We start from the raw sequence: 20,365 nt of genomic DNA on the forward strand, positions 1-20,365 counted from the left end.
ACCGTAATGGGTGCCTTTATTTTCTGGGGTGGTTTCATTGAGTACATCGTTTTCTAATCAATTATTGTCCGATATTTTAGAAAGAGTGCGCCCTTTGATAGGTCAAGGTCGTGTTGCTAGTTATATCCCTGCACTGGCCAATGTCGCTCCCGATTCTTTAGGTATTGCGGTTTGTACGGCAAACGGTGATATTTTTCAAGCGGGGGATGCTGAACAACGATTTTCGATTCAATCGATATCAAAGGTATTAAGTTTAACCTTAGCAATGACGCGTTATGAGGAAGATGAAATTTGGCAGCGTGTTGGAAAGGAGCCTTCAGGTTTACCGTTTAATTCTCTGATTCAACTAGAAATGGAGAAAGGAATACCGCGTAATCCGTTTATCAATGCTGGGGCGATTATTATTGCTGATATGCTGCAATCTCGTTTAAGTGCCCCTAAGCAGCGCATGTTAGAATTTGTACGCAAAATGTCTTGCCAATCAGACATTCGTTATGATGATGCCGTGGCAAAATCAGAAATGGAGCATTTAAGTCGTAATGCGGCGATTGCTTATTTGATGAAATCTTTTGGGAATTTTGAAAACGAAGTGATTTCAGCGCTAGAAATTTACTTTCATTATTGCTCATTAAGCATGAGCTGCGTTGAATTAGCGCGCTGTTTTACTTATCTTACCACCCATGGCATTGGCTATAGTGATAGCAAAGCTATCCTTCGGCCGCAACAAGCTAAACAAATTAATGCGTTGATGATGACATGTGGTATGTATGATGGTTCTGGAGAATTTGCCTTTCGTATAGGTATGCCGGGGAAATCGGGTGTCGGAGGGGGCGTTGTTTGTGTGGTTCCCAAAGATTTTACCGTGGCGGTTTGGTCCCCTGAATTAGATAAAGCAGGGAACTCTTTGGCGGGTTGCGCTGCCTTAGAATTATTATCCAAACAAATCGGTCGTTCTATCTTTTGAATTTTATGAATAGGCTGGCAAGATAAAGACCCGTCCGAAATCATCGGAAAGGACTTATTTCAGGGATTTGTTTCAGAGACTGATAACTTAGCCCAAATATCGAGGGCAAATGATTGAATCGCTGGACCATTATTGTCTAGCAAGCGGGCCAACATATGGCCATTTTTAACAGGTAAAAACTGCCATAATGGCAAATTACGGGAGAATTTATGCTACGTCATACGTTGGTCGCTATTTCTTTTCTGACTTCTGCTAGTGCACTGGCAGCAGATTATCAATGCTCAGTTAACTTTAAAGATGACATCATAGTGACTCCGCAGTCCGTACAAGTGGTTGGGGCAAATGGCGACATGATTATTACGCCTAAAGGTGATGTGACCTTAAATGGCCAAATGTTGAACCTCAATGAGCAGCAAAAAGAAAGAGCACTGCGTTATCAATCAGCAGTCAGAAATGATTTACCTTGGATTAAACAGCAATCAGAACAAAAACTGGCTAACTCACGCCAATCGCTGGATAAAGTGGTGATTCGTGTTATTGGTGAAGATAGTAATGTGCGTAATCGATTAACTAAATTAGAAAGTGATATTAATCGTCAAATAAATCAAGTTATTGAAACGAGCCCTGAGAATCTGACATTCCATCATCAAGCGATTAACAAGCTAGAAGCGCAAGGCAAACAGTTAATGAATGAAAGCCTTGGCGGTATGCTGCAAGACAGTATTAATGAAATGGGTCGTAAGCAATTACTTTCCGGCGGTGATGCCAAGCAATCACTGCAAGGCCTGTTAGGTAATATGGGCGGGTTGCAGCAAGAGTTAGAATCCGAATGGAAGAAGCAAGAAGCTAGTTTTAAAATCTTTGGACAACAAGTTTGTTCAAAAGCAGGATACATAGAACAACAGCGTATTAGCTTAATGAATTCATTAAAATAATATTTATATTATGGGCGTAATATGATGTATTTTTACATTGGCGCCCAAAAAAGCTTAATGAAAATCTAAATGAAATTGATTCTTATTTGATTGACTTGTTCCCGTGAGTCTCTAGAATGCTGAGCAGGCTTTTTAAATTACTTCACGGGTGCATTATATGAAAAAATTACTTCCCGCCGTTTTAGTCTCTATTTTGGCTTTTTCTTCCAGTTATGCGTTAAGCTCTGCCGAAACCACATTATTTACACCAAATGCTGTAACCGCTCAATCTGCTGATACATTAACGATTAAACATCTTTCGGGGGAAACTACGGTTCCTAAAAATCCACAAAAAGTTGTTTTATTTGATTTTGGTGTTTATGACTCGATGAATACATTGGGATTAGGCGATAAGGTGGTGGCATTACCTTTGGGGAATGCCCCTGCATATCTGAAAGATAAATTAGCTAAAAAAATCCAAGATGCGGGGGGGATGAAACAACCTGATCTAGCTAAATTAGCACAGATCAAACCCGATCTTATTGTGATTACTGGGCGCCAAGGTGCATCTTATGCGGCATTAAGTGAGATTGCGCCTACGATTAATTTGGGAACTGACAGCAAGCATTATTTGGCATCAGTGAAATCCAATCTTCATTTACTGGGCGATTTATATCAGCAACAACCTGCGGTTGATGCCGAGTTAACCGAGTTAGATAAAACGATAGCTAAAGCGCAAGATAAAGCAGCTAAATCAAATAAAAAAGTGCTAGTTTTGCTGCATAATGCCGGCAATTTAATGCCGAATAATCAAAGTGTAGTCTATGATGTTGTCAAAGCTCAGCGTGCCGAGTTACCGCCACAGACGGCGAGTGAGCAAACTAAGCGTAGATTAGTCGATAGCAAAATGATTGCTCAGGTTAATCCAGATGTCATATTAATTATTGATCGTAGCGAAGCGATTGGTGCCGAGAAGTTGGATAAAGTGAAGTTTGAAGATATTAATGTTCAACAAACTACCGCTTATAAAGACGGTAAAATCACCTATTTGCAGTCCGACTTATGGTATTTATCAGGCGGTGGTTTAGTCAGCTTGACGGAGCAAGTCAATGCGGTGGCTAACGCGCTCTAATTCGTTGCCATTATTTATTGTTATTCGAATGTTTTCAGTTAATCCAAGATCAGCCTTTCGGCTGATCTTTTTGATTTTTATAATGCACTCTTTAGCCTAATAACATTGAATCTAGCTAATAATGTTAGTACTTACTGACGCTATGCTGATGCTTAATTTAAAAATAGCTCTAAAAGTGAGTTTAAAAATAATTTACCATGCTGAGTAATTTGCCACTGGGTTGCGGTTTCCGTGATATACCCTTGCTTTATCGCTTGATCTAATTGGGACCGAATACGTGCTTCGGATAAGCCAGTAAAACGCGTAAAATCAGAGCGTTCCATGGCTTCGAGCAAACGAAATCGATTCATGAAATATTCAAATGGCCGATCTTCATCGCTGACCTGATGGGATTGATCAAGATAGCGACCTTCCATATAGCCTCGCGGATGCTTAACTTTGACGGTGCGTAAAATACGCCCATCAGCAAAAGATATTTTTCCGTGAGCACCGCAGCCCACGCCGAGATAATCACCAAAGCGCCAGTAATTAATATTATGCTGGCATTGAAATCCTGGTTTTGCATAAGCAGAGGTTTCATATTGCTGATACCCTGCAGCCGTTAACATTTGATGCCCTTCGGTATAAATTTCCCATAATGCATCGTCATCGGGTAAAACTGGCGGCCGCGAACCAAATTGAGTATTAGGCTCTATCGTCAGCTGATACCAAGAAATATGTGGGGGAGAAAGCTCGATTGCTTGGCGTAAATCAGATAATCCTTCACTGAAAGTTTGTGCGGGTAAACCATGCATCAAATCGAGGTTAAAGCTTCTTAAACCCAACTCGGCTGCCAATCGCGCTGCTTTTTTAGCTTCTTCTGGTCCATGAATTCGTCCCAGAGTGATCAGTTTATCTGAGCCAAAACTTTGTACACCAATAGATATTCGGTTAATTCCTGCTTGTTGATAAGCATAGAAACGTTCTGCTTCGACGGTACCGGGATTCGCTTCCATGGTTACTTCAGCCTGAGGGTCAAGCGTAATAATATTTCTTACGCCATCCATCAAAACCTGCATTGATTCTGCACTGAGTAAACTGGGCGTTCCGCCCCCAATAAAGATAGTTTTAACCGTTCTATTGCCTATCAGCTGCGCATCCTGCTGTAAGTCATTGAGAACATGCTGGATATACTCTTGCTGGGGGATCTCCCCCTTGAGAGTGTGCGAGTTAAAATCACAATATGGGCATTTCTGCACACACCAAGGAATATGGATATACAGGCTTAATGGAGGAACACTAAGCATTTGCTAACGCATCCAATAACATATCGAGTGCTTGAGCACGATGTGAAATCGCTTGTTTTTGTGGTTTGGTCAATTCCGCCGCAGTACAGCCAAATTCATGGATATAGAAAATAGGATCATAGCCAAATCCGCCACAACCAGACGGTGAGTGAGTGATTACTCCGTGCCAGCGCCCATGAAATACTAACGGCGTGGGATCTTCTGCATGGCGCATATATACTAATACACAATTGAATTGTGCCTGACGCTGTTGGTCAGGAACATCTTTCATTGCGGATAATAATTTATTTAAATTTTGCTCGTCGGTCGCATTTTCTCCGGCATAACGTGCAGAATAAATGCCTGGTGCTCCGTCTAAAGCATCGACCGAAATACCAGAGTCATCGGCTATAGCGGGTAATCCGGTGGCCGCAGAGGCATGGCGTGCCTTTAAGATGGCGTTTTCAATAAAGGTCAGGCCAGTTTCTTCTGCTGAGCCAATGCCCAAATCTGTTTGGGCGACAATATCCATTCCAAAATCAGCTAGTATGCTAGCTAACTCATTAACTTTACCGGGATTAGCGGTGGCTAAAACAACTTTTTGCATAATAGAGTGCTCTAATTACATGATTCCGATAGAGTAAAGAACCGCAGTGATATTCTGATCTATCATAAGTGAAACATCGAGGCGCAGGTAATTTAGCGCAATCAGTATAAACATGACTATCATAGCGGAGAAATCAAGACCGCCCATGGCTGGAATGATACGACGAATTGGTGCCATCAGGGGTTCAGTCAATTGATAAAGTAGCAGATCAACCGGATTACGTCCTTGGCTTACCCAGCTTAAAATTGCGCGGATTAAAATCAGCCAGAAAATTAATTTACCCACATAAGTTAAGAATAAAATAATTCCCATCGGAATTAACGATAATCCTAATAATGCCATTGTGCTGGTTGCCCACAGACCAAACACAATGCTAACTAATGCTAGCAGATAAGCGACTAATACGGTTGAGGTATCAATAGCGCCCATGGCTGGAATGATACGGCGCAGAGGTCCCACTAGTGGTTGTGTAGCTTTGACCACAAACTGAGAGAAGGGATTATAAAAATCAGCTCTTACGCATTGCATCCATACGCGCAGTAATAACACGAAAATATATAGCTGAATAATAGTTGGGATCACAAAAAGTAATGTTTGCATGTCACTGCCCTGAAGTTAATTTAAAAAAGTTTTTCCATTTCTTCTGCGCGTTTAATCGCATTTTGCATTGCTGAAGCCACGAGCTCAGGCAAATGCCCTTCATAGAATGTTGATAATGCTGCTGCGGTTGTTCCACCTTTCGAGGTGACTTGTTCACGTAAAGTAGAAAATGCCGTATCGGGTTGTGATCCTGCTAATGTAACAGCCCCTAATGCGGTTTGCTGTACTAATTCACGGGCTTGCTGTGCTGAAAAACCTAATCGTTCGGCTTCTTGCTGGATAGATTCCATAAATAAGAAGAAATAGGCCGGAGAACTACCAGATATTGCAATAATTTCATTAATGCCTTGTTCTTTTTGGCACCAGATGGTGGTTCCAACGCTTTGCATTAGCTGTTGTGCAAAATCTTTATCTTGCTGGCTAACTTGGGGCTCGGCGAATAATCCGCTGATCCCTTTGCCAACTAACGAGGGAGTATTGGGCATTATGCGAATCAAACGTAAAGGATCAGAAAGATAATCATGGTAGCGTTTTGCCGGAATACCCGCAGCAATAGTAAGTACTAACTTATTTTTGAAATCTACGGAATTTTTTAATGGTTGGCAGACCTCAGCCATCATTTGGGGTTTAACCGCTAACACAATAACGTCGGCGTGTTGAGCTACTTGAATATTGTCACTTTCGCTATTAATACCATATTTGGTGGCAATGTGATCACGATGAGTCGGCGTTGGTGAACAGGCGGTAATCAACTTGGCGGGATAGCCATGGTTAACCAGCCCTGCAATAATAGCGTGAGCCATATTTCCTGCACCAATGAAGGCTATTTTTCGATGTTGCATGGTGTCCCTCTAGCTATTGAGCGAATGTAGATTGAATCGTGTTTTATCAATAAAACTATTATTTGAATTGCCGATTCATTGAGAATAGTTTCTTGCGCCAAAAATGGCGGTACCAATTCGGACTAATGTTGAGCCACAATGAATCGCAGCATTCATATCATCAGTCATTCCCATAGATAATGTATCGACGGTTTTATAATTTATTTTCAGTATGTTAAAGGCTGATGTCATTTTTTGAAAGACGGCAACTTGGCGTTCAAAATCAGATTCCGGCGCTGGAATAGCCATTAGTCCGCGTAATTGTAGCTGCGGCATATTTACAATTTGTTCGGCCAGTTCAGCCACTTGTTGTAATGGAATACCTGATTTACTGGATTCATCGCTGATATTGACTTGAATTAATACATTGAGTGGGGCTTTTTCTGCCGGACGCTGATCATTTAGTCGTTGAGCGATTTTGACGCGATCTAAGGTATGAAACCAGTCAAAGTTCTCAGCCACTAAACGACTTTTATTTGATTGTAATGGGCCAATAAAGTGCCAAACCAGAGATTTGTCATGAGCAAAAGCATGAACTTTTTCAATACCTTCTTGAACATAATTTTCACCGAATTGGCGTTGTCCAGCATCAATCGCTGCTTGAATAGCTTCACAAGGTTTGGTTTTGCTGACGGCAAGCAGCGTAATTTCGTCGGGATGACGCCCACAGCTTTCTGCGGCTGTAGAAATACGCTTTAAGACATCAGAAATATTTTGTTGAATTGTTATCATGCTAATTTCGTCAATCATTAAAGAAATAAAAGGATTATCACTAGTTTAAAGCATATTTAGCACAAACGGCACCTTTGGATGTAAAACAACTAAAAATTTACTGTTTTTTAAGATAGAGTTATAAATTAATCGATTAACTGAATAAAGTTACTGGATATAAATTAAATTAATGATGGATGGATGGAGGGAGAAAATCTCATTTTTGTATCCTGATGAACAGTGGTACAGAGTAATGCGCCCTCTACGGTTAGACCGCGAGGGAATGATCAATCATGTTTTTTCAAACCAGCTTTCTAAAATAATTACAGCGGATGCAGAGTCGACTTTGCCTTTATCTAAAGCACGAAATCCGCCGCTATCAAATAAATTGGCTCGGGCTTCAACGGTAGATAGCCGTTCATCATGTAACTCAATTTGAACGCCAAAGCGGCCATGAAGTCGGTTAGCAAATTTACGCGCTTGGTTGGTAACCAGTTGATCGCTTCCGTCCATATTTAACGGTAGGCCGACGATAACTAAATTAGGTTGCCATTCTTTAATTATTTGTTCAATTTGAGACCATTCAGGAATACCATTTTTGGCTTTAAATGAAGTCAGAGCGCGTGCGGTTCTGGTAATTTCTTGACCAATGGCTGCGCCGATACTTTTGGTACCGAAATCGAAAGCGATAATTGTTCTACCTGACATTATGCATGACCTGCTTGTGGTGAAATCATATGAATATCAATTCCTAATAATGCAGCGGCGGCTTGCCAGCGCTGATGTATCGGTGTCGAAAAAATTAATGAACTGTCAGCGGGCACGGTAAGCCAACTGTTATCCATAATTTCTTGTTCTAATTGACCCGTTTCCCAACTTGCATAGCCTAAAGTGACCAATGTATTGGTGGGTTGACGATAACTGCCGAGTGTTTCTAAAACATCTTTTGAGGTGGTGACCATCAATTCATCACTGAGTTTTAAACTTGAGCTAAAGCCTTCAACCGGGGTGTGAAGAATAAATCCATGCTCTTCAGCTACAGGGCCGCCAGCAATCACTTGAGTATCTAAATTGATAGTTTCATTTCTATCAGCAATACTTATTTCAAGTTTTGCTAGCATTTCAGCGACAGAAAATTCCTCAATCGGTTTATTGATTACCAGACCCATAGCGCCTTTTTCATCGTGTTCACACAGATAGATAACTGAGCGACTAAAATAGTGATCAGTTAACGTTGGCATAGCGATGAGGAAATGGTTTTGTAAGTTCATAATATTTTAATTAATTTATTCAGTTATATCCTGTGTACTTCAGAGTGAGTTTAGAGCTGTTGATTTACAATTCCATAACTATTTTCTCGGAAGCACACAGAGGATAAAAATCGAAATTATTAACTTTCAGCCTTATCTTTTAGTCGATTCTCAATGGCATCCATCAGCATCGCCATAATTGAAATATCAAATGTAGCTTCAATTTCACGCGCACATGTTGGGCTAGTCACATTAATTTCAGTGAGACGATCGCCAATGATATCTAGACCAACAAAAATCAGGCCTTTTTCTTTCAATTTTGGAGCCACCGCACGAGCAATCGCCCAGTCACTGTCGGTTAATGGACGCGCTTCTCCACGTCCACCAGCTGCCAGATTACCACGAGTTTCACCTTGAGCAGGAATACGAGCTAAGCAATAAGGTACAGGTTCACCGTCAACGACTAGAACGCGTTTATCGCCTTGTTTAATTGCTGGCAAATAGTTTTGTGCCATGCAGAAATGGTTACCTTGATCAGTGAGGGTTTCAATAATCACACCGACGTTTGGATCATCTTGTTTCAAGCGGAAAATAGATGCTCCGCCCATACCATCCAGAGGTTTGAAAATTACATCGCCGTGTTTTTTATGGAATTCACGCAATTGCTTAGCACTGCGAGTAACCAATGTATCTGGAGTTAGTTCAGGGAACCATGCGGTGAATAATTTTTCGTTACAGTCACGTAAACTTTGAGGTTTATTGACTATCAATGAACCGGCTTCTTCCGCACGTTCTAAAATATAGGTCGCATAGATATATTCAGTATCAAAAGGTGGATCTTTACGCATTAAAATGGCGTCTAAATCGGCTAATGGAATGTCTTGTTCGCCAGTGAATCGGTACCAATTTTGCGGGTTTTCTTCTACGGTTACGATTTGAGTCTGTGCTCTGGCTTCACCTTGATGCAAATACAGATCTTTCATTTCCATGTAATGAATTTCGTAGCCGCGGCGCTGAGCTTCCAGCATCATCGCAAAACTAGTATCTTTCTTGATTTTGATGGAGGAAATCGGATCCATCACAATACCCAACTTAATCATTATATCTCCTTACCCTAAATCGCCTAAACGCACTTGTAATGCCGCAATAGCGGTGAGCGCCGTCGTTTCTGTTCGTAATACTCTAGGCCCGAGTAAAATATCGGTGAATTGATATTTTGCGGTCATAGCAATTTCTTCAGCGGAAAGCCCGCCTTCTGGCCCAATTAGCAGCCGTACATCTTTAACTGATGCCGGTAGCGTGTTAATACTTTCGGTGGCGCGAGGATGAAGATTGACTTTAAATGCCCCATCGTTTTCTGCACACCATGCTTCTAATGTTTGAATTTCGCGGATGATAGGGATCTGATTACGGCCGCATTGTTCGCAAGCTGCAATCGCAATTTTTTGCCATTGTTGCACTTTTTTAGCTAGTCGCTCTGAATCTAATTTAACACCACAACGTGCTGAAAGTAGGGGGGTAATAATGTTAACACCTAATTCAACAGATTTCTGAATAGTAAATTCCATTTTTTCACCGCGTGAAATCACTTGTCCCAGATGCAAGTTAAGCGGGGATTCACGGTTATCGAGTGTTGAATCAATAATTTGGACACGAACTTCTTTTTTAGATGATTCGATGATTTCGGCTGAAAAAATATGATTACTACCATCAAACAGTTCGAGTGCTTGCCCCTTAACCATTCGTAGGACTCTACCGACATGGTTAGCTGCATCATCGCTCAGAGAAATTGTAGTATTAGTTTGTAATGGCTCCGGGTGATAAATGCGTGGAATTCGCATGAGTTTTTCCTTATGAGTACCGGGACTGAATGTTGTTGATGATAAACTCGTTAGACCACAACACTAGGTTAAATGAGTGATTGTCGAGTGTTTAATGATTCTATAATGAATAGTCGGTGATTTATAGTAGCCATAAATTATAGCAACAGATTTTGTTTCGTTGTCAGCCTCAATGGTGCCAGCCTCAATGGTTATATTTGTGTCGACCTGAAATTATTTTTTGACTTGTATCACAGTGTAATTGTTGTGGTTATATTATTTTTTGTATTTATATAAGCTCATTTTAGGCTCTAATTTTCAGATGTTAATTTCAAGTTTTAATTCTCAATATTATAAATAGTACATTATCAACTATATTAAATTTATATTTTATTCAATAAATGCTTTTGTTAATAAATAGCTAATACATAAATCCATGAGGTTAATTGAAATATTTCTATTTCTAATAAATATGAATTAATCCTTTTTTATTGCTTTATATATTGGTTTTTTTATTCAATAAATTGCAATCAATTTATTTTTGTGTTGGTGATTAATTATTTTCAATATACATCAAGTGAGTTTTAAACTAGCTTAACTGTAATTTATAAAAAATGGATATAATTAAATGAAATGGGCTTTTATATTGGATGCAAATGTAATTATAGAATTTATTTATTACCTTCCCCATCTTATTTTATATTATATGGTTGATTTTATTTGGTTTTTGTTTGGTGGTGTCAATGTCTCTATTAATGATTTTAATTTAACAATAGACAGTGTAAATGAAGAAAAAAATAATATAATAAATTTTTTATTATCATTTAAAATGTTAGAGGTTATTATGGCTCTAGGTTATGTAATAATATTACCTTTAATTATGTTGTTATTATTGCATCAGATTCCACAACGGCTATTTTCTATGCCAACTATTAATGTGAGTTATAAATATTTATTTCTTATTTTTTTTATTTTTATCGGATGGGTCTTATGGTATGAAAAAAATAGTATTACCTTATTTTTCTTGACATTTTTTTTCTTGCTTAGTATGACTTTAGCTATAATTGATATTAAATTATTATTATTGCCAGATATATTAACCTTTCCTCTATTATGGGGAGGATTGATTTTTCAATTATTAATTCCACAAGGTAATATTGCTTTAGGTATCTATGGGGTTCTTGCAGGATATTTATCGATGCTATTTATTTCTTCGATGATGAGCTGGCACTATCAGCAGCCACAGTTAGGTCACGGAGATTTAAAGCTAATTGCCGCTTATGGTGCGTGGTTAGGGGTGTTAAAACTGCCTTATTTACTGTTGGGGGCGGCAGTATGTGGAATTATTCATTATCTGTGGCTATTTTTTAGATCCCAAAGAAGATCGGCGGCGATCCCCTTTGGGCCATCAATTGTGCTTAGTGGATGTTATTGGCTACTCATTGATGCTTATTGGTGATCACTAAGTTGATCAAGGTGTTTTTTCCATCGAGAGTGATCACCGAGAAAATCAGCTAATGCAATAGGTTGTAATTCATCACGCTGATCGGTTGAAACTAAATGATCAGTTGATGGGGATCCTATTAATAAGGTAGGAAACCCCGAAGCCCCAGATCGATTTAATAAATCACGACTGAGATCAATATGCTGTTGAGTGGGCTTACCGTAAAAATAATTAAAATTAGTGATAAATTGTGTTTTATCCAGACCTATTTCTGTCGCGATAGAAAACAAGATTTCATTTTCACTAACGCGTTGTCCCATTACATAGTGAGCATGCTGAATAGCTTTTAGCATAGCAAAATCTTGTTGTGATTGTTTTCCGGCGGCTAAAATTGCAGTGATCGGTGGGGCGGAGTCAAAAGTTAGATTATTTTCAGATAACATCTGGCGATATGCTGCAGTAAATGGTTGCCCTGTAATCGCAGCAATACGTTGATCTGATTGTATTATATGTTGACGAAATGAATCGTTGATCAATAGCTTGCGATCATTTGCTAACATTCCACCAGCATGTAATTCAAGTTGGATCGATGAATGCTGCGCAGCTATTTCAAGGAGCGGTTCAGCGCCATAACACCAACCACATAGAGGATCATAAATATAAATGAGTTTGAGCATGTTATTGTCCATTAATTCTGATTTGTCTCTGATTACCTATAAATAATAATTGGGAGAGCATTTTGTGCTGGAATGAGCTTAATGATTAATTTATTTAAGTTAGCGATTAAATTATTCGATAAATGAGCCACTAAATAACAGAATTATTCATTAACAGAACTATTCATTAACAGAACTATCATAGTGGCCATATCAAAGAGATTCATACCAATAGACTGATAAATTAGATATCAATTATTGTGGCCAGGTCATTTCACCTTTAATTACTTTAGCACTGAGTTCCAAACTAGAGACATCTTCTAACTGTGGATATTTATGGGTCATTTTTTGGATAGTTTCGGCGGCATTACGACTATTGGCTGCTGTATCTTCAAAGTCATTAAGGTACTGTAACGTAAAGTTAACGCTAGCAATATCTAACGCAGATTTACCAGTAAAATGCCCCGGAACAATAATTTTAGGATCCAGTTGTTTAATCGAAGCTAATGTATTTTTCCAATACTGGCGTGATGCGCTTGTTTGAGTATCCGCAATCCAAACGTGGATATTATCAGAAACGATAACACCACCAACAACAGCCTTTAAATCAGGGATCCAAACAAATGTACGTGCAGGATCCTCGCCATTTATTCCTTGAATAATAATAGGCTTTCCTTCAATTGAAAAACTATTACCCTCAAGAGCTTCAGGGACAATTAATGATGCTGGAGCTTGCTCTTTAAGAATTCCGCTCCAATAAGCCAGTTTGCCATCTTTGTTGGCTTTGATGGCATTAACTGTAGCTGGGCTAGCAATTACTTTGGCGTCAGGGAAGGCTTTAGTCAGTGTTTCTAAGCCAAAATAATAATCTGGGTCGGAATGACTGATATAAATAGTAGTCAATTTTTTATTCAGTTGTTTGATTTTATTTACTAATGCTTCAGCATCATTATTTTGAAATTGAGCATCAATTAAAACAACTTCATTTTCACCACTAATAATTTCAGAAGATACGGGAAAAATACTATTATTGCCGGGATTATAGATCTCTAGTTTTAATGCTGCCGCCGAGGAAAATTGACTGGCGGTCATTAGCAGGCTAGCAGCGACAAATAATTTATTTAATTTCATTAGATTATCCTGATTAAGGTATTTATTTATCTCTTGGGATCAGAGGTAACTTTATAGGGTGTAGGTTATTAACCTGTATTGATGAGATGTATATTAAATTGCAATTAAAGAAAGAAAAACGGCATAATTGACAATTGTTTGTTGCATAAATCGGACATATTAAATGGATCGGATCACCGCAAATCAGGTATTTATTACCATTATTGAACAGGGAAGTATGGTCGCTGCCGCGGATAAACTCGAAATGTCTCGAGCGATGGTGACACGTTATTTGGCGGAAATGGAAGCGTGGGCAGGGGTACGATTAATCAACCGCACCACTCGTCGGCTTAGTTTGACTTCGGCGGGTGAGCAGGTTTATCAGCAGGCACTAAAATTAAATTTATTAGCCCAATCCTTACCGGTTCAGCAAGATAAAGGTGCGGAAGCACTCAGTGGATTAATTCGTATTAGTTGCTCCCAATCGATAGCGAACAGTGCATTATCTCGGGCAATTAGCGACTTTTTACTGCTTTATCCTCAAATGATGATAGATTTACAAATCAGTAACAAAGTAACTAATTTAGTTGAAGATCGAATTGATCTAGCGATCCGTATTACTAATGATTTGGAACCTAATTTAATTGCTAGGCCGTTATCAACCTGTCACTCGGTTATTTGTGCTTCACCAAGCTATTTTGAACATAGAATCTTGCCAACGGAACCTGCACACTTAGCCGTGATGGATTGCCTAACTTACAATTTCTTTGGACGTAGCATTTGGCTGTTTAAAAAGCAGGGAGAATCGTTCTCAGTTCCTGTGCAAGGACGTTTAAGTGCTAATGAATCGACATTTTTAGCTGATGCAGCCCGCTATGGTGCTGGTATTGCTATGCAACCCTATTATTCAGTTGCCGAGTATTTAAATTCAGGCGAACTGATCCCTTTATTGACAGATTACCAGCCTCAACCTTTAGGTATTTATGCAATTTATACCAGCCGCCAAAATATGCCGGCCACCTTGAGGGTACTATTAGATTATTTAGCCGATTGGTTTGCCCATTCTAAATATTGGCAGCAATTAATGAGTAAGCGCTTGCTTTAGTTGGGTACCAAGCTGTTGTAGGGTTTTATTTAGGCAGTCATGAAATGCTGAGATTATTTCATAAGATGGGCGATGTAATGGTGTGATCAGGCTGACAGTAAAGGGGATCTCGTAGCTAAATGGGCGGATCACCAGTTTTCGGTGATCTTGTTGATAGAAATCTAAGGCAGTAAACGGATTTACGATAGATAGTCCAATGCCTTGTTGTACCATCGCACATATTGAAGCGGCAGAATGTGTTTCCATAACACTTTTACGCATGACTCCATGCTGGCTAAAAATACGATCGATTATTTGTCGGTAGCTATCGGTTTGTGATAAATGAATAAAGCGTTGCCCTGAAAAATCCTCCGGTGTTAGCTGAGGCTTATTACAGAGAGGGTGCTCGGCGGGTAGCACACAAACTTCATTTAAGCTGATTAAACTAATACGTTCGGTACCCGGCGGCGTTTGTAAATGCTCAGTAAGCCCAAGATCGTAGCGTTGGGCGGAAAGCCATTCTTCAAGTAGTGGTGATTCTTGCGGAATAATCGTTAGATTTAATTCAGGATAAGTGGCCATGAAATGGTGGCAAACTTGGGGCAACAAGGATTGTGCAAATGCAGGTAAGCAGGTTATTGATAATTCAGAATGTTCAAATTGTCGGATAGATTCAGCCGCATTTTTGATACGCGCTAACCCATAATAAGAGCGTTCTACCTCTTCAAATAAGCGTAATCCCTGTACTGTCGGGTGCAGGCGTCCTTTTATCCTATCAAATAATTTAAATTGCAGTAGATATTCCAACCGAGCCAATTCACGGCTGATCGTCGGCTGAGATGTGTTCAGCAACTGCGCTGCTTCAGTCAAGTTTGGCGCGGTCATAACGGCTTTAAATATTTCGATATGACGCCAAGAAAGTTGTTGCATGGTTTTATTCCAACCTATATCAGAAATAAATAGACTTTAGCAAAATGGATATTTTTTTTCCGCTTATTTTGCATTGATAATGGATTAATATTCAATATCGTTTTTTCCGCTGATTTATCTTAATAACAAATTTATCTTAATAACAAAATCAAATAATAAAATGGATCATTTATGACAACATTTGCTAGCACAACCAGCCATTACCTGACACCAACCACATTACGCGCGTTACCACAACACTATGGAACCCCGCTTTGGGTCTATGATAGCGAAGTGATCCTAGAACGAATTAAACGATTAACCCAATTTGATGTGATCCGCTTTGCACAAAAAGCATGTTCTAACATTCATATTTTAAGTTTAATGCGAGAGCAAGGGGTAAAAGTTGATTCAGTGTCACTGGGGGAGATAGAACGTGCATTAGTGGCAGGTTTTCAACCGGGACGTGAAAGTGCTGAAATTGTATTTACAGCGGATGTGTTAGATCAAGCGACATTAATGCGAGTTACTGAATTAGATATTCCGGTCAATGCTGGATCTATTGATATGCTCGATCAAATTGGTCAGCAAAAAGCTGGGCATCCAGTGTGGTTACGGATTAATCCAGGATTTGGTCATGGGCATAGCCAAAAAACTAATACCGGGGGGGAAAATAGCAAACACGGTATTTGGCATGCAGATTTACCTTTGGCGCTGGAAAAAATTCGCCATTACGGTTTATCATTAATTGGCTTACATATGCATATTGGCTCAGGGGTTGATTATGCACATTTATCTAGCGTGTGTGAGGCGATGGTTGAATTAGTAAAAACCGCAGACGTAGATATTCAGGCAATTTCAGCAGGGGGTGGATTATCAACGCCATATCGTCAAGATGATGAAACTATCGATATTAACCATTATTACCATTTATGGAACAGTGCACGTCAACGTATTGAAGCACATTTGGGACATTCGATTGAATTAGAAATTGAACCTGGTCGCTATTTAGTGGCGGAATCTGGTGTATTAATTGCCGAGGTTCGGGCGATAAAATCTATGGGAAGTCGCAATTATGTGTTAGTTGATAGCGGATTCAATGATTTAATGCGCCCGGCTATGTATGGCAGCTATCATCATATTTCAGTATTACCTGCGGATGATCGCAAGCTCGATAATATGCATTTGATTGATACTATTGTTGCTGGGCCATTGTGCGAATCTGGTGATGTATTTACTCAGCAAGAAGGGGGAACCGTAGAAACTCGGCCACTACCTCCAGTTAATGTTGGCGATTATTTGGTATTTCATGATACAGGCGCTTATGGTGCATCAATGTCATCAAATTATAATAGCCGACCATTATTGCCAGAAGTAATGTTTATTAATGGACAGCCTCAATTAATTCGTCGTCGACAAACAGTAGAACAATTATTAGCGTTAGAATTAATTTAGTTTGTGCTATTTGATAGTTTAAATGGCCTAGCTCTGAAAGAATGAGCTAGGCCGTTATTGTTACTGGGTCAATATTTAATTTATCTAGAGACATTATCAGTTATATCGGTGTGAAATTAAGCAGCATGTTTTTTCTTTAGGGTACCATTGCCATTCTCACTGTTTTTACTGTCTTGGACAGGCTGTTTATTTGGTGCTACAGCTAAATCATTGAATTCGAATTCATCAACATTGATAGTCCGTAAGCGACTATTTTCAGCGGTGCGTAAAATCTCTGCTTCTTCTAGGGTAATAATTTTATCGGTTAAAGCTTTTTCAGCCAGTTTATCTAATTGGGTAAAACTGAATTTACGTTCTGCTAACCGGCAAATACGCTCAAAAATCGGCTCAGCGGCAATAATATCGTGCAGCGCTTGTTCAACTAATCCGTGTGGATTATGCTCTGTAGGGGTTAAATATTGTCCCCGTCCAATTCTGTCGCGTGTTTCGGAAGGCTCCATCATAATGCGAGCTAATTGATGATCAAGACGATCAGATGGCGTTTTCATCCGGCGGCCTAATGGGAATAACGTTAGGTTAAGCACGCTTGCTACCCAGCGATTAGGGAAGTTTCTTAATAAATCATCCATAGCTTTTTCTGACTGATATAAACAATCTTCGACAGCCCATTTAACCAACGGTAAATCTGCTTTTTGACGGCCTTCTTCGTCATAGCGTTTGAGCGTAGCAGAGGCTAAATATAAGTGGCTTAAGATATCGCCTAAACGAGCAGATATACGTTCACGGCGTTTTAAACTACCGCCTAAGATAGCCATTGATACATCGGATAACAGTGCGAGGTTAGCACTTTGTCGATTTAAAATTTGATAATAACGACGTGTTTCATCTTTCATTGGGCTGCTACTGGTTCGCCCATTAGTTAATCCCAACCAGAAACTGCGTATTTGGCTACTGAGTACGTGGCCAATATGACCGAATAGGGCGCTATCAAAAGCCGTTAGATTATTATTTTTTGCTGCATTCATTTCTTCTAAAACATAAGGATGGCAACGGATTGCACCTTGTCCAAAGATTATCATGCTGCGAGTAAGAATATTGGCACCTTCCACAGTGACTGCAATCGGGGAGCCTTGATAAAAGCGAGCGACAAAATTTGATGAACCTAAGCAGATACCTTTGCCGCCAACAATATCCATCGCATCAATCACTGAGCGTTGCCCTCTATGGGTACAATGGTATTTTACAATGGCAGATAATACCGCCGGTTTTTCCCCCAGCATAATGCCAGTGGTGATTAAGGTTGCTGCGGCATCCATCAAATATGCGTTACCAGCAAGGCGCGCTAAAGGTTCTTCGATACCTTCCATTTTACCAATAGGCAGCTTAAATTGACGACGAATATAGGCGTAAGCCCCAGTCGCCATAGCGACACTTTTCAACCCCCCAGTTGCATTGGATGGTAAAGTAATCCCTCTACCAACAGATAGACATTCAACTAGCATCCGCCAGCCTTGTCCCGCCATTGCTGGGCCCCCTATAATGTAATCAATGGGAACAAAGATATCTTTCCCTCGAGTAGGGCCGTTCATAAAGGAAATATTAAGAGGGAAGTGACGTTTACCAATTTCAACGCCGTCGGTATTTGTGGGGATTAATGCGCAGGTAATGCCTAATTCTGTTTGTTCGCCCAGTAAATGCTCAGGGTCTGATAATTTAAATGCAAGCCCGAGAACGGTGGCTATGGGGGCGAGGGTAATGTAGCGTTTATTCCAGTTTAAGCGCATGCCTAATACTTGCTCGCCTTGCCATTCTCCCATACAAACTACACCGGTATCAGGAATTGCGCCAGCATCAGAGCCAGCTTCTGGGCTAGTAAGGGCAAAACATGGAACTTCTTCTCCGCGGGCTAAGCCAGGTAAATATTGGCGTTTTTGTTCATCTGTACCATAGTGCTGTAATAATTCACCGGGACCCAAAGAGTTAGGCACACCAACCGTAATCGCTAAAATACCAGAGACCCCCGCGAGTTTTTGTAAAATACGGGCTTGTGCATAGGCTGAAAAATCTAAACCGCCGTACTCTTTTTTGATGATCAGTGCAAAAAAGCGGTGCTGTTTCAAATATTGCCAAACTTCGGGAGGCAGATCGGCTAGCTCATGGCTGACTTGAAAATCATTGACCATGCCACAAACAACTTCGACCGGACCGTCAAGGAAAGCTTGTTCTTCTGCTGTCAGTTGTGGTTTAGGATAGCTGTGTAGCTTCTTCCAGTCGGGTGCGCCTTGAAATAAATCTCCCTCCCACCAAGTTGTTCCGGCGTCAATCGCTTCTTTCTCAGTTCGTGACATCTGAGGCATGACTTTTTTGAACATAGTTAAGATACGTTTTGAAAATAATGACTGACGAGCTGGAGGGAATGTCAATGGGAATAGCACTAATGCAGCAGGAAGTAATAGCCAGTAACTCCAAATATTAATCAGCCCCATAGTGGCCGTATAGAGCAGTATTAGGCTTGCGCTGAGCAGCAAGGATGTTTTGTGGTAGCAAAATATGCCAATTAAAGCGAATAAAAAGATTATGCTGAGTAGGATCATAATTAAACTCCTGTTTCTCGTCAGAGGTCTGACCTGTTGTCTAACTTAATTTTTAGCAACTCGAAATTAATTAGCAACCTTTTTACATTTTAATTACAAGCTAGTTCACAAAACCATCAAATAAATTACCAAAATGAATAGATAAGTTGATTTTTTGGCGCTCATTTTTGAGTGGGGGAGGTATGAAATTAGTATTAGATTGGAAACTGAATAGTTGTAATGGAATAGAAAAGCGAAAAATAGTGGAAATTTATTGAGTTAGTTAACAAACTGATCAACATAATAATCTGAACAGTAAAGATTAATTAACAGCTTGATTATATCTGATAATATATCACTCTGATAATCCGTATCTTTAATTAAGGGAACTTCCATGTACCAAGATCTTATTCGTGGTGAATTGAATGAAGCCGCAGAAACATTGACTCAATTTTTAAATGACGATGAAAATATTGATGCCATTCAACAGGCTGCGGTTTTACTCGCGGATTCATTTAAAGCGGGTGGAAAAGTTTTATCTTGTGGTAACGGAGGCTCTCATTGTGATGCGATGCATTTCGCTGAGGAACTAACCGGTCGCTACCGTGAAAATCGTCCGGGTTATCCGGCAATTGCTATCTCTGATGTTAGCCATTTATCATGCGTTAGTAATGATTTCGGTTATGAATATGTTTTCTCGCGTTTTCTGGAAGCGGTCGGCAAAGAAGGTGATGTTTTACTGGGTATTTCGACCTCAGGAAACTCAGGGAATATAATTAAAGCTATCGAAGCCGCTCGTGAAAAAGGGATGAAAGTTATTACTCTGACGGGTAAAGATGGCGGAAAAATGGCCGGTAGTGCAGATATTGAAATTCGTGTTCCTCATTTTGGTTACGCTGATCGAATTCAAGAAATCCACATAAAAGTTATACATATCCTGATCCAATTAATTGAAAAAGAGATGGTGAAGTAACCCGTTAAGTTTTCGGA

20 protein-coding genes are annotated in these 20,365 nt (G+C 39.8%); 7 read left to right on the forward strand and 13 right to left on the reverse strand.

The window, feature by feature from the left end; translation table 11 throughout:
- Positions 1-37 precede the first annotated feature (37 nt).
- The 3 genes from glsB (at position 38) to MNY66_RS03170 (ending at position 3,010) form a co-directional block, all read left to right on the forward strand.
- Positions 38-964: a glutaminase B gene (gene glsB, locus MNY66_RS03160; protein ID WP_241501424.1), complete on the forward strand. Its 927-nt coding sequence runs from the start codon at positions 38-40 to the stop codon at positions 962-964.
- A gap of 209 nt (positions 965-1,173) precedes the next feature.
- Entirely contained in the window at positions 1,174-1,899 is a 726-nt protein-coding gene (locus MNY66_RS03165) for a DUF2884 family protein (RefSeq protein WP_047255388.1), read from the forward strand.
- A gap of 157 nt (positions 1,900-2,056) precedes the next feature.
- A complete protein-coding gene (locus MNY66_RS03170; protein ID WP_241501425.1) occupies positions 2,057-3,010 on the forward strand; it encodes a siderophore ABC transporter substrate-binding protein in 954 nt (317 codons plus the stop codon).
- A 152-nt stretch (positions 3,011-3,162) separates the two neighbouring features.
- On the opposite strand, the gene hemW is transcribed toward MNY66_RS03170, so the two are convergent.
- The 9 genes from hemW to rsmE all read right to left on the reverse strand — a co-directional run bounded on the left by hemW (position 3,163) and on the right by rsmE (position 10,165).
- On the reverse strand, positions 3,163-4,296 hold the full coding sequence (gene hemW / locus MNY66_RS03175) for a radical SAM family heme chaperone HemW (RefSeq protein WP_241501426.1): 1,134 nt from the start codon (positions 4,294-4,296) through the stop codon (positions 3,163-3,165).
- Positions 4,289-4,882 (reverse strand): RdgB/HAM1 family non-canonical purine NTP pyrophosphatase, encoded by a 594-nt coding sequence (gene rdgB / locus MNY66_RS03180; RefSeq protein WP_047255385.1) that lies wholly within the window; start codon positions 4,880-4,882, stop codon positions 4,289-4,291. Before rdgB ends, hemW begins: the two co-directional genes overlap by 8 nt.
- A gap of 15 nt (positions 4,883-4,897) precedes the next feature.
- Positions 4,898-5,482 (reverse strand): YggT family protein, encoded by a 585-nt coding sequence (locus MNY66_RS03185; RefSeq protein WP_047255384.1) that lies wholly within the window; start codon positions 5,480-5,482, stop codon positions 4,898-4,900.
- Between the two features lie 20 nt (positions 5,483-5,502).
- The gene (gene proC, locus MNY66_RS03190; protein ID WP_241501427.1) at positions 5,503-6,324 is read right to left on the reverse strand and encodes a pyrroline-5-carboxylate reductase; all 822 of its coding nucleotides are present in this window, start codon (positions 6,322-6,324) and stop codon (positions 5,503-5,505) included.
- 75 nt (positions 6,325-6,399) lie between these two features.
- Complete coding sequence (locus MNY66_RS03195) at positions 6,400-7,095, reverse strand: YggS family pyridoxal phosphate-dependent enzyme (RefSeq protein ID WP_241501428.1); 696 nt, start codon at positions 7,093-7,095, stop codon at positions 6,400-6,402.
- A gap of 270 nt (positions 7,096-7,365) precedes the next feature.
- Positions 7,366-7,782, reverse strand: coding sequence for a Holliday junction resolvase RuvX (gene ruvX, locus MNY66_RS03200; RefSeq protein WP_047255381.1), 417 nt, complete (start codon positions 7,780-7,782; stop codon positions 7,366-7,368).
- On the reverse strand, positions 7,782-8,345 hold the full coding sequence (locus MNY66_RS03205; protein ID WP_047255380.1) for a YqgE/AlgH family protein: 564 nt from the start codon (positions 8,343-8,345) through the stop codon (positions 7,782-7,784). The genes ruvX and MNY66_RS03205 overlap by 1 nt, the downstream gene beginning before the upstream one ends.
- A gap of 119 nt (positions 8,346-8,464) precedes the next feature.
- Positions 8,465-9,424, reverse strand: a complete 960-nt coding sequence (gene gshB / locus MNY66_RS03210) for a glutathione synthase (RefSeq protein ID WP_241501429.1) — start codon at positions 9,422-9,424, stop codon at positions 8,465-8,467.
- 9 nt (positions 9,425-9,433) lie between these two features.
- On the reverse strand, positions 9,434-10,165 hold the full coding sequence (gene rsmE / locus MNY66_RS03215; RefSeq protein WP_047255378.1) for a 16S rRNA (uracil(1498)-N(3))-methyltransferase: 732 nt from the start codon (positions 10,163-10,165) through the stop codon (positions 9,434-9,436).
- Between the two features lie 607 nt (positions 10,166-10,772).
- On the opposite strand from rsmE, the gene MNY66_RS03220 reads away from it, so the two are divergent.
- Entirely contained in the window at positions 10,773-11,603 is an 831-nt protein-coding gene (locus MNY66_RS03220; RefSeq protein WP_241501430.1) for a prepilin peptidase, read from the forward strand.
- Here MNY66_RS03220 and MNY66_RS03225 read toward each other — a convergent pair.
- Both MNY66_RS03225 and MNY66_RS03230 read right to left on the reverse strand, forming a co-directional pair.
- Positions 11,594-12,265 (reverse strand): DsbA family protein, encoded by a 672-nt coding sequence (locus tag MNY66_RS03225; protein ID WP_241501431.1) that lies wholly within the window; start codon positions 12,263-12,265, stop codon positions 11,594-11,596. The genes MNY66_RS03220 and MNY66_RS03225 overlap by 10 nt on opposite strands.
- A 234-nt stretch (positions 12,266-12,499) precedes the next feature.
- Positions 12,500-13,375 carry an MBL fold metallo-hydrolase gene (locus MNY66_RS03230; protein ID WP_241501432.1) on the reverse strand — a complete coding sequence of 292 codons (876 nt, stop codon included), beginning with the start codon at positions 13,373-13,375 and terminating at the stop codon, positions 12,500-12,502.
- A 163-nt stretch (positions 13,376-13,538) separates the two neighbouring features.
- Here MNY66_RS03230 and MNY66_RS03235 point away from each other — a divergent pair, with 163 nt between their 5' ends.
- Positions 13,539-14,459, forward strand: a complete 921-nt coding sequence (locus MNY66_RS03235; RefSeq protein ID WP_241501433.1) for a LysR family transcriptional regulator — start codon at positions 13,539-13,541, stop codon at positions 14,457-14,459.
- On the opposite strand, the gene MNY66_RS03240 is transcribed toward MNY66_RS03235, so the two are convergent.
- On the reverse strand, positions 14,436-15,368 hold the full coding sequence (locus MNY66_RS03240; RefSeq protein ID WP_053909135.1) for a LysR family transcriptional regulator: 933 nt from the start codon (positions 15,366-15,368) through the stop codon (positions 14,436-14,438). The genes MNY66_RS03235 and MNY66_RS03240 overlap by 24 nt on opposite strands.
- 171 nt (positions 15,369-15,539) lie before the next feature.
- Between MNY66_RS03240 and lysA the strand changes: the two genes are divergently transcribed.
- Positions 15,540-16,802 carry a diaminopimelate decarboxylase gene (gene lysA, locus MNY66_RS03245; RefSeq protein ID WP_047255373.1) on the forward strand — a complete coding sequence of 421 codons (1,263 nt, stop codon included), beginning with the start codon at positions 15,540-15,542 and terminating at the stop codon, positions 16,800-16,802.
- Between the two features lie 116 nt (positions 16,803-16,918).
- Here lysA and fadE read toward each other — a convergent pair whose 3' ends face one another.
- The gene (gene fadE / locus MNY66_RS03250) at positions 16,919-19,396 is read right to left on the reverse strand and encodes an acyl-CoA dehydrogenase FadE (protein ID WP_047255372.1); all 2,478 of its coding nucleotides are present in this window, start codon (positions 19,394-19,396) and stop codon (positions 16,919-16,921) included.
- A gap of 373 nt (positions 19,397-19,769) precedes the next feature.
- Between fadE and lpcA the strand changes: the two genes are divergently transcribed.
- A complete protein-coding gene (lpcA, locus tag MNY66_RS03255) occupies positions 19,770-20,348 on the forward strand; it encodes a D-sedoheptulose 7-phosphate isomerase (RefSeq protein ID WP_047255371.1) in 579 nt (192 codons plus the stop codon).
- Positions 20,349-20,365 lie beyond the last annotated feature (17 nt).

The organism is Moellerella wisconsensis (genome assembly GCF_022592395.1).
Classification (GTDB): domain Bacteria; phylum Pseudomonadota; class Gammaproteobacteria; order Enterobacterales; family Enterobacteriaceae; genus Moellerella; species Moellerella wisconsensis.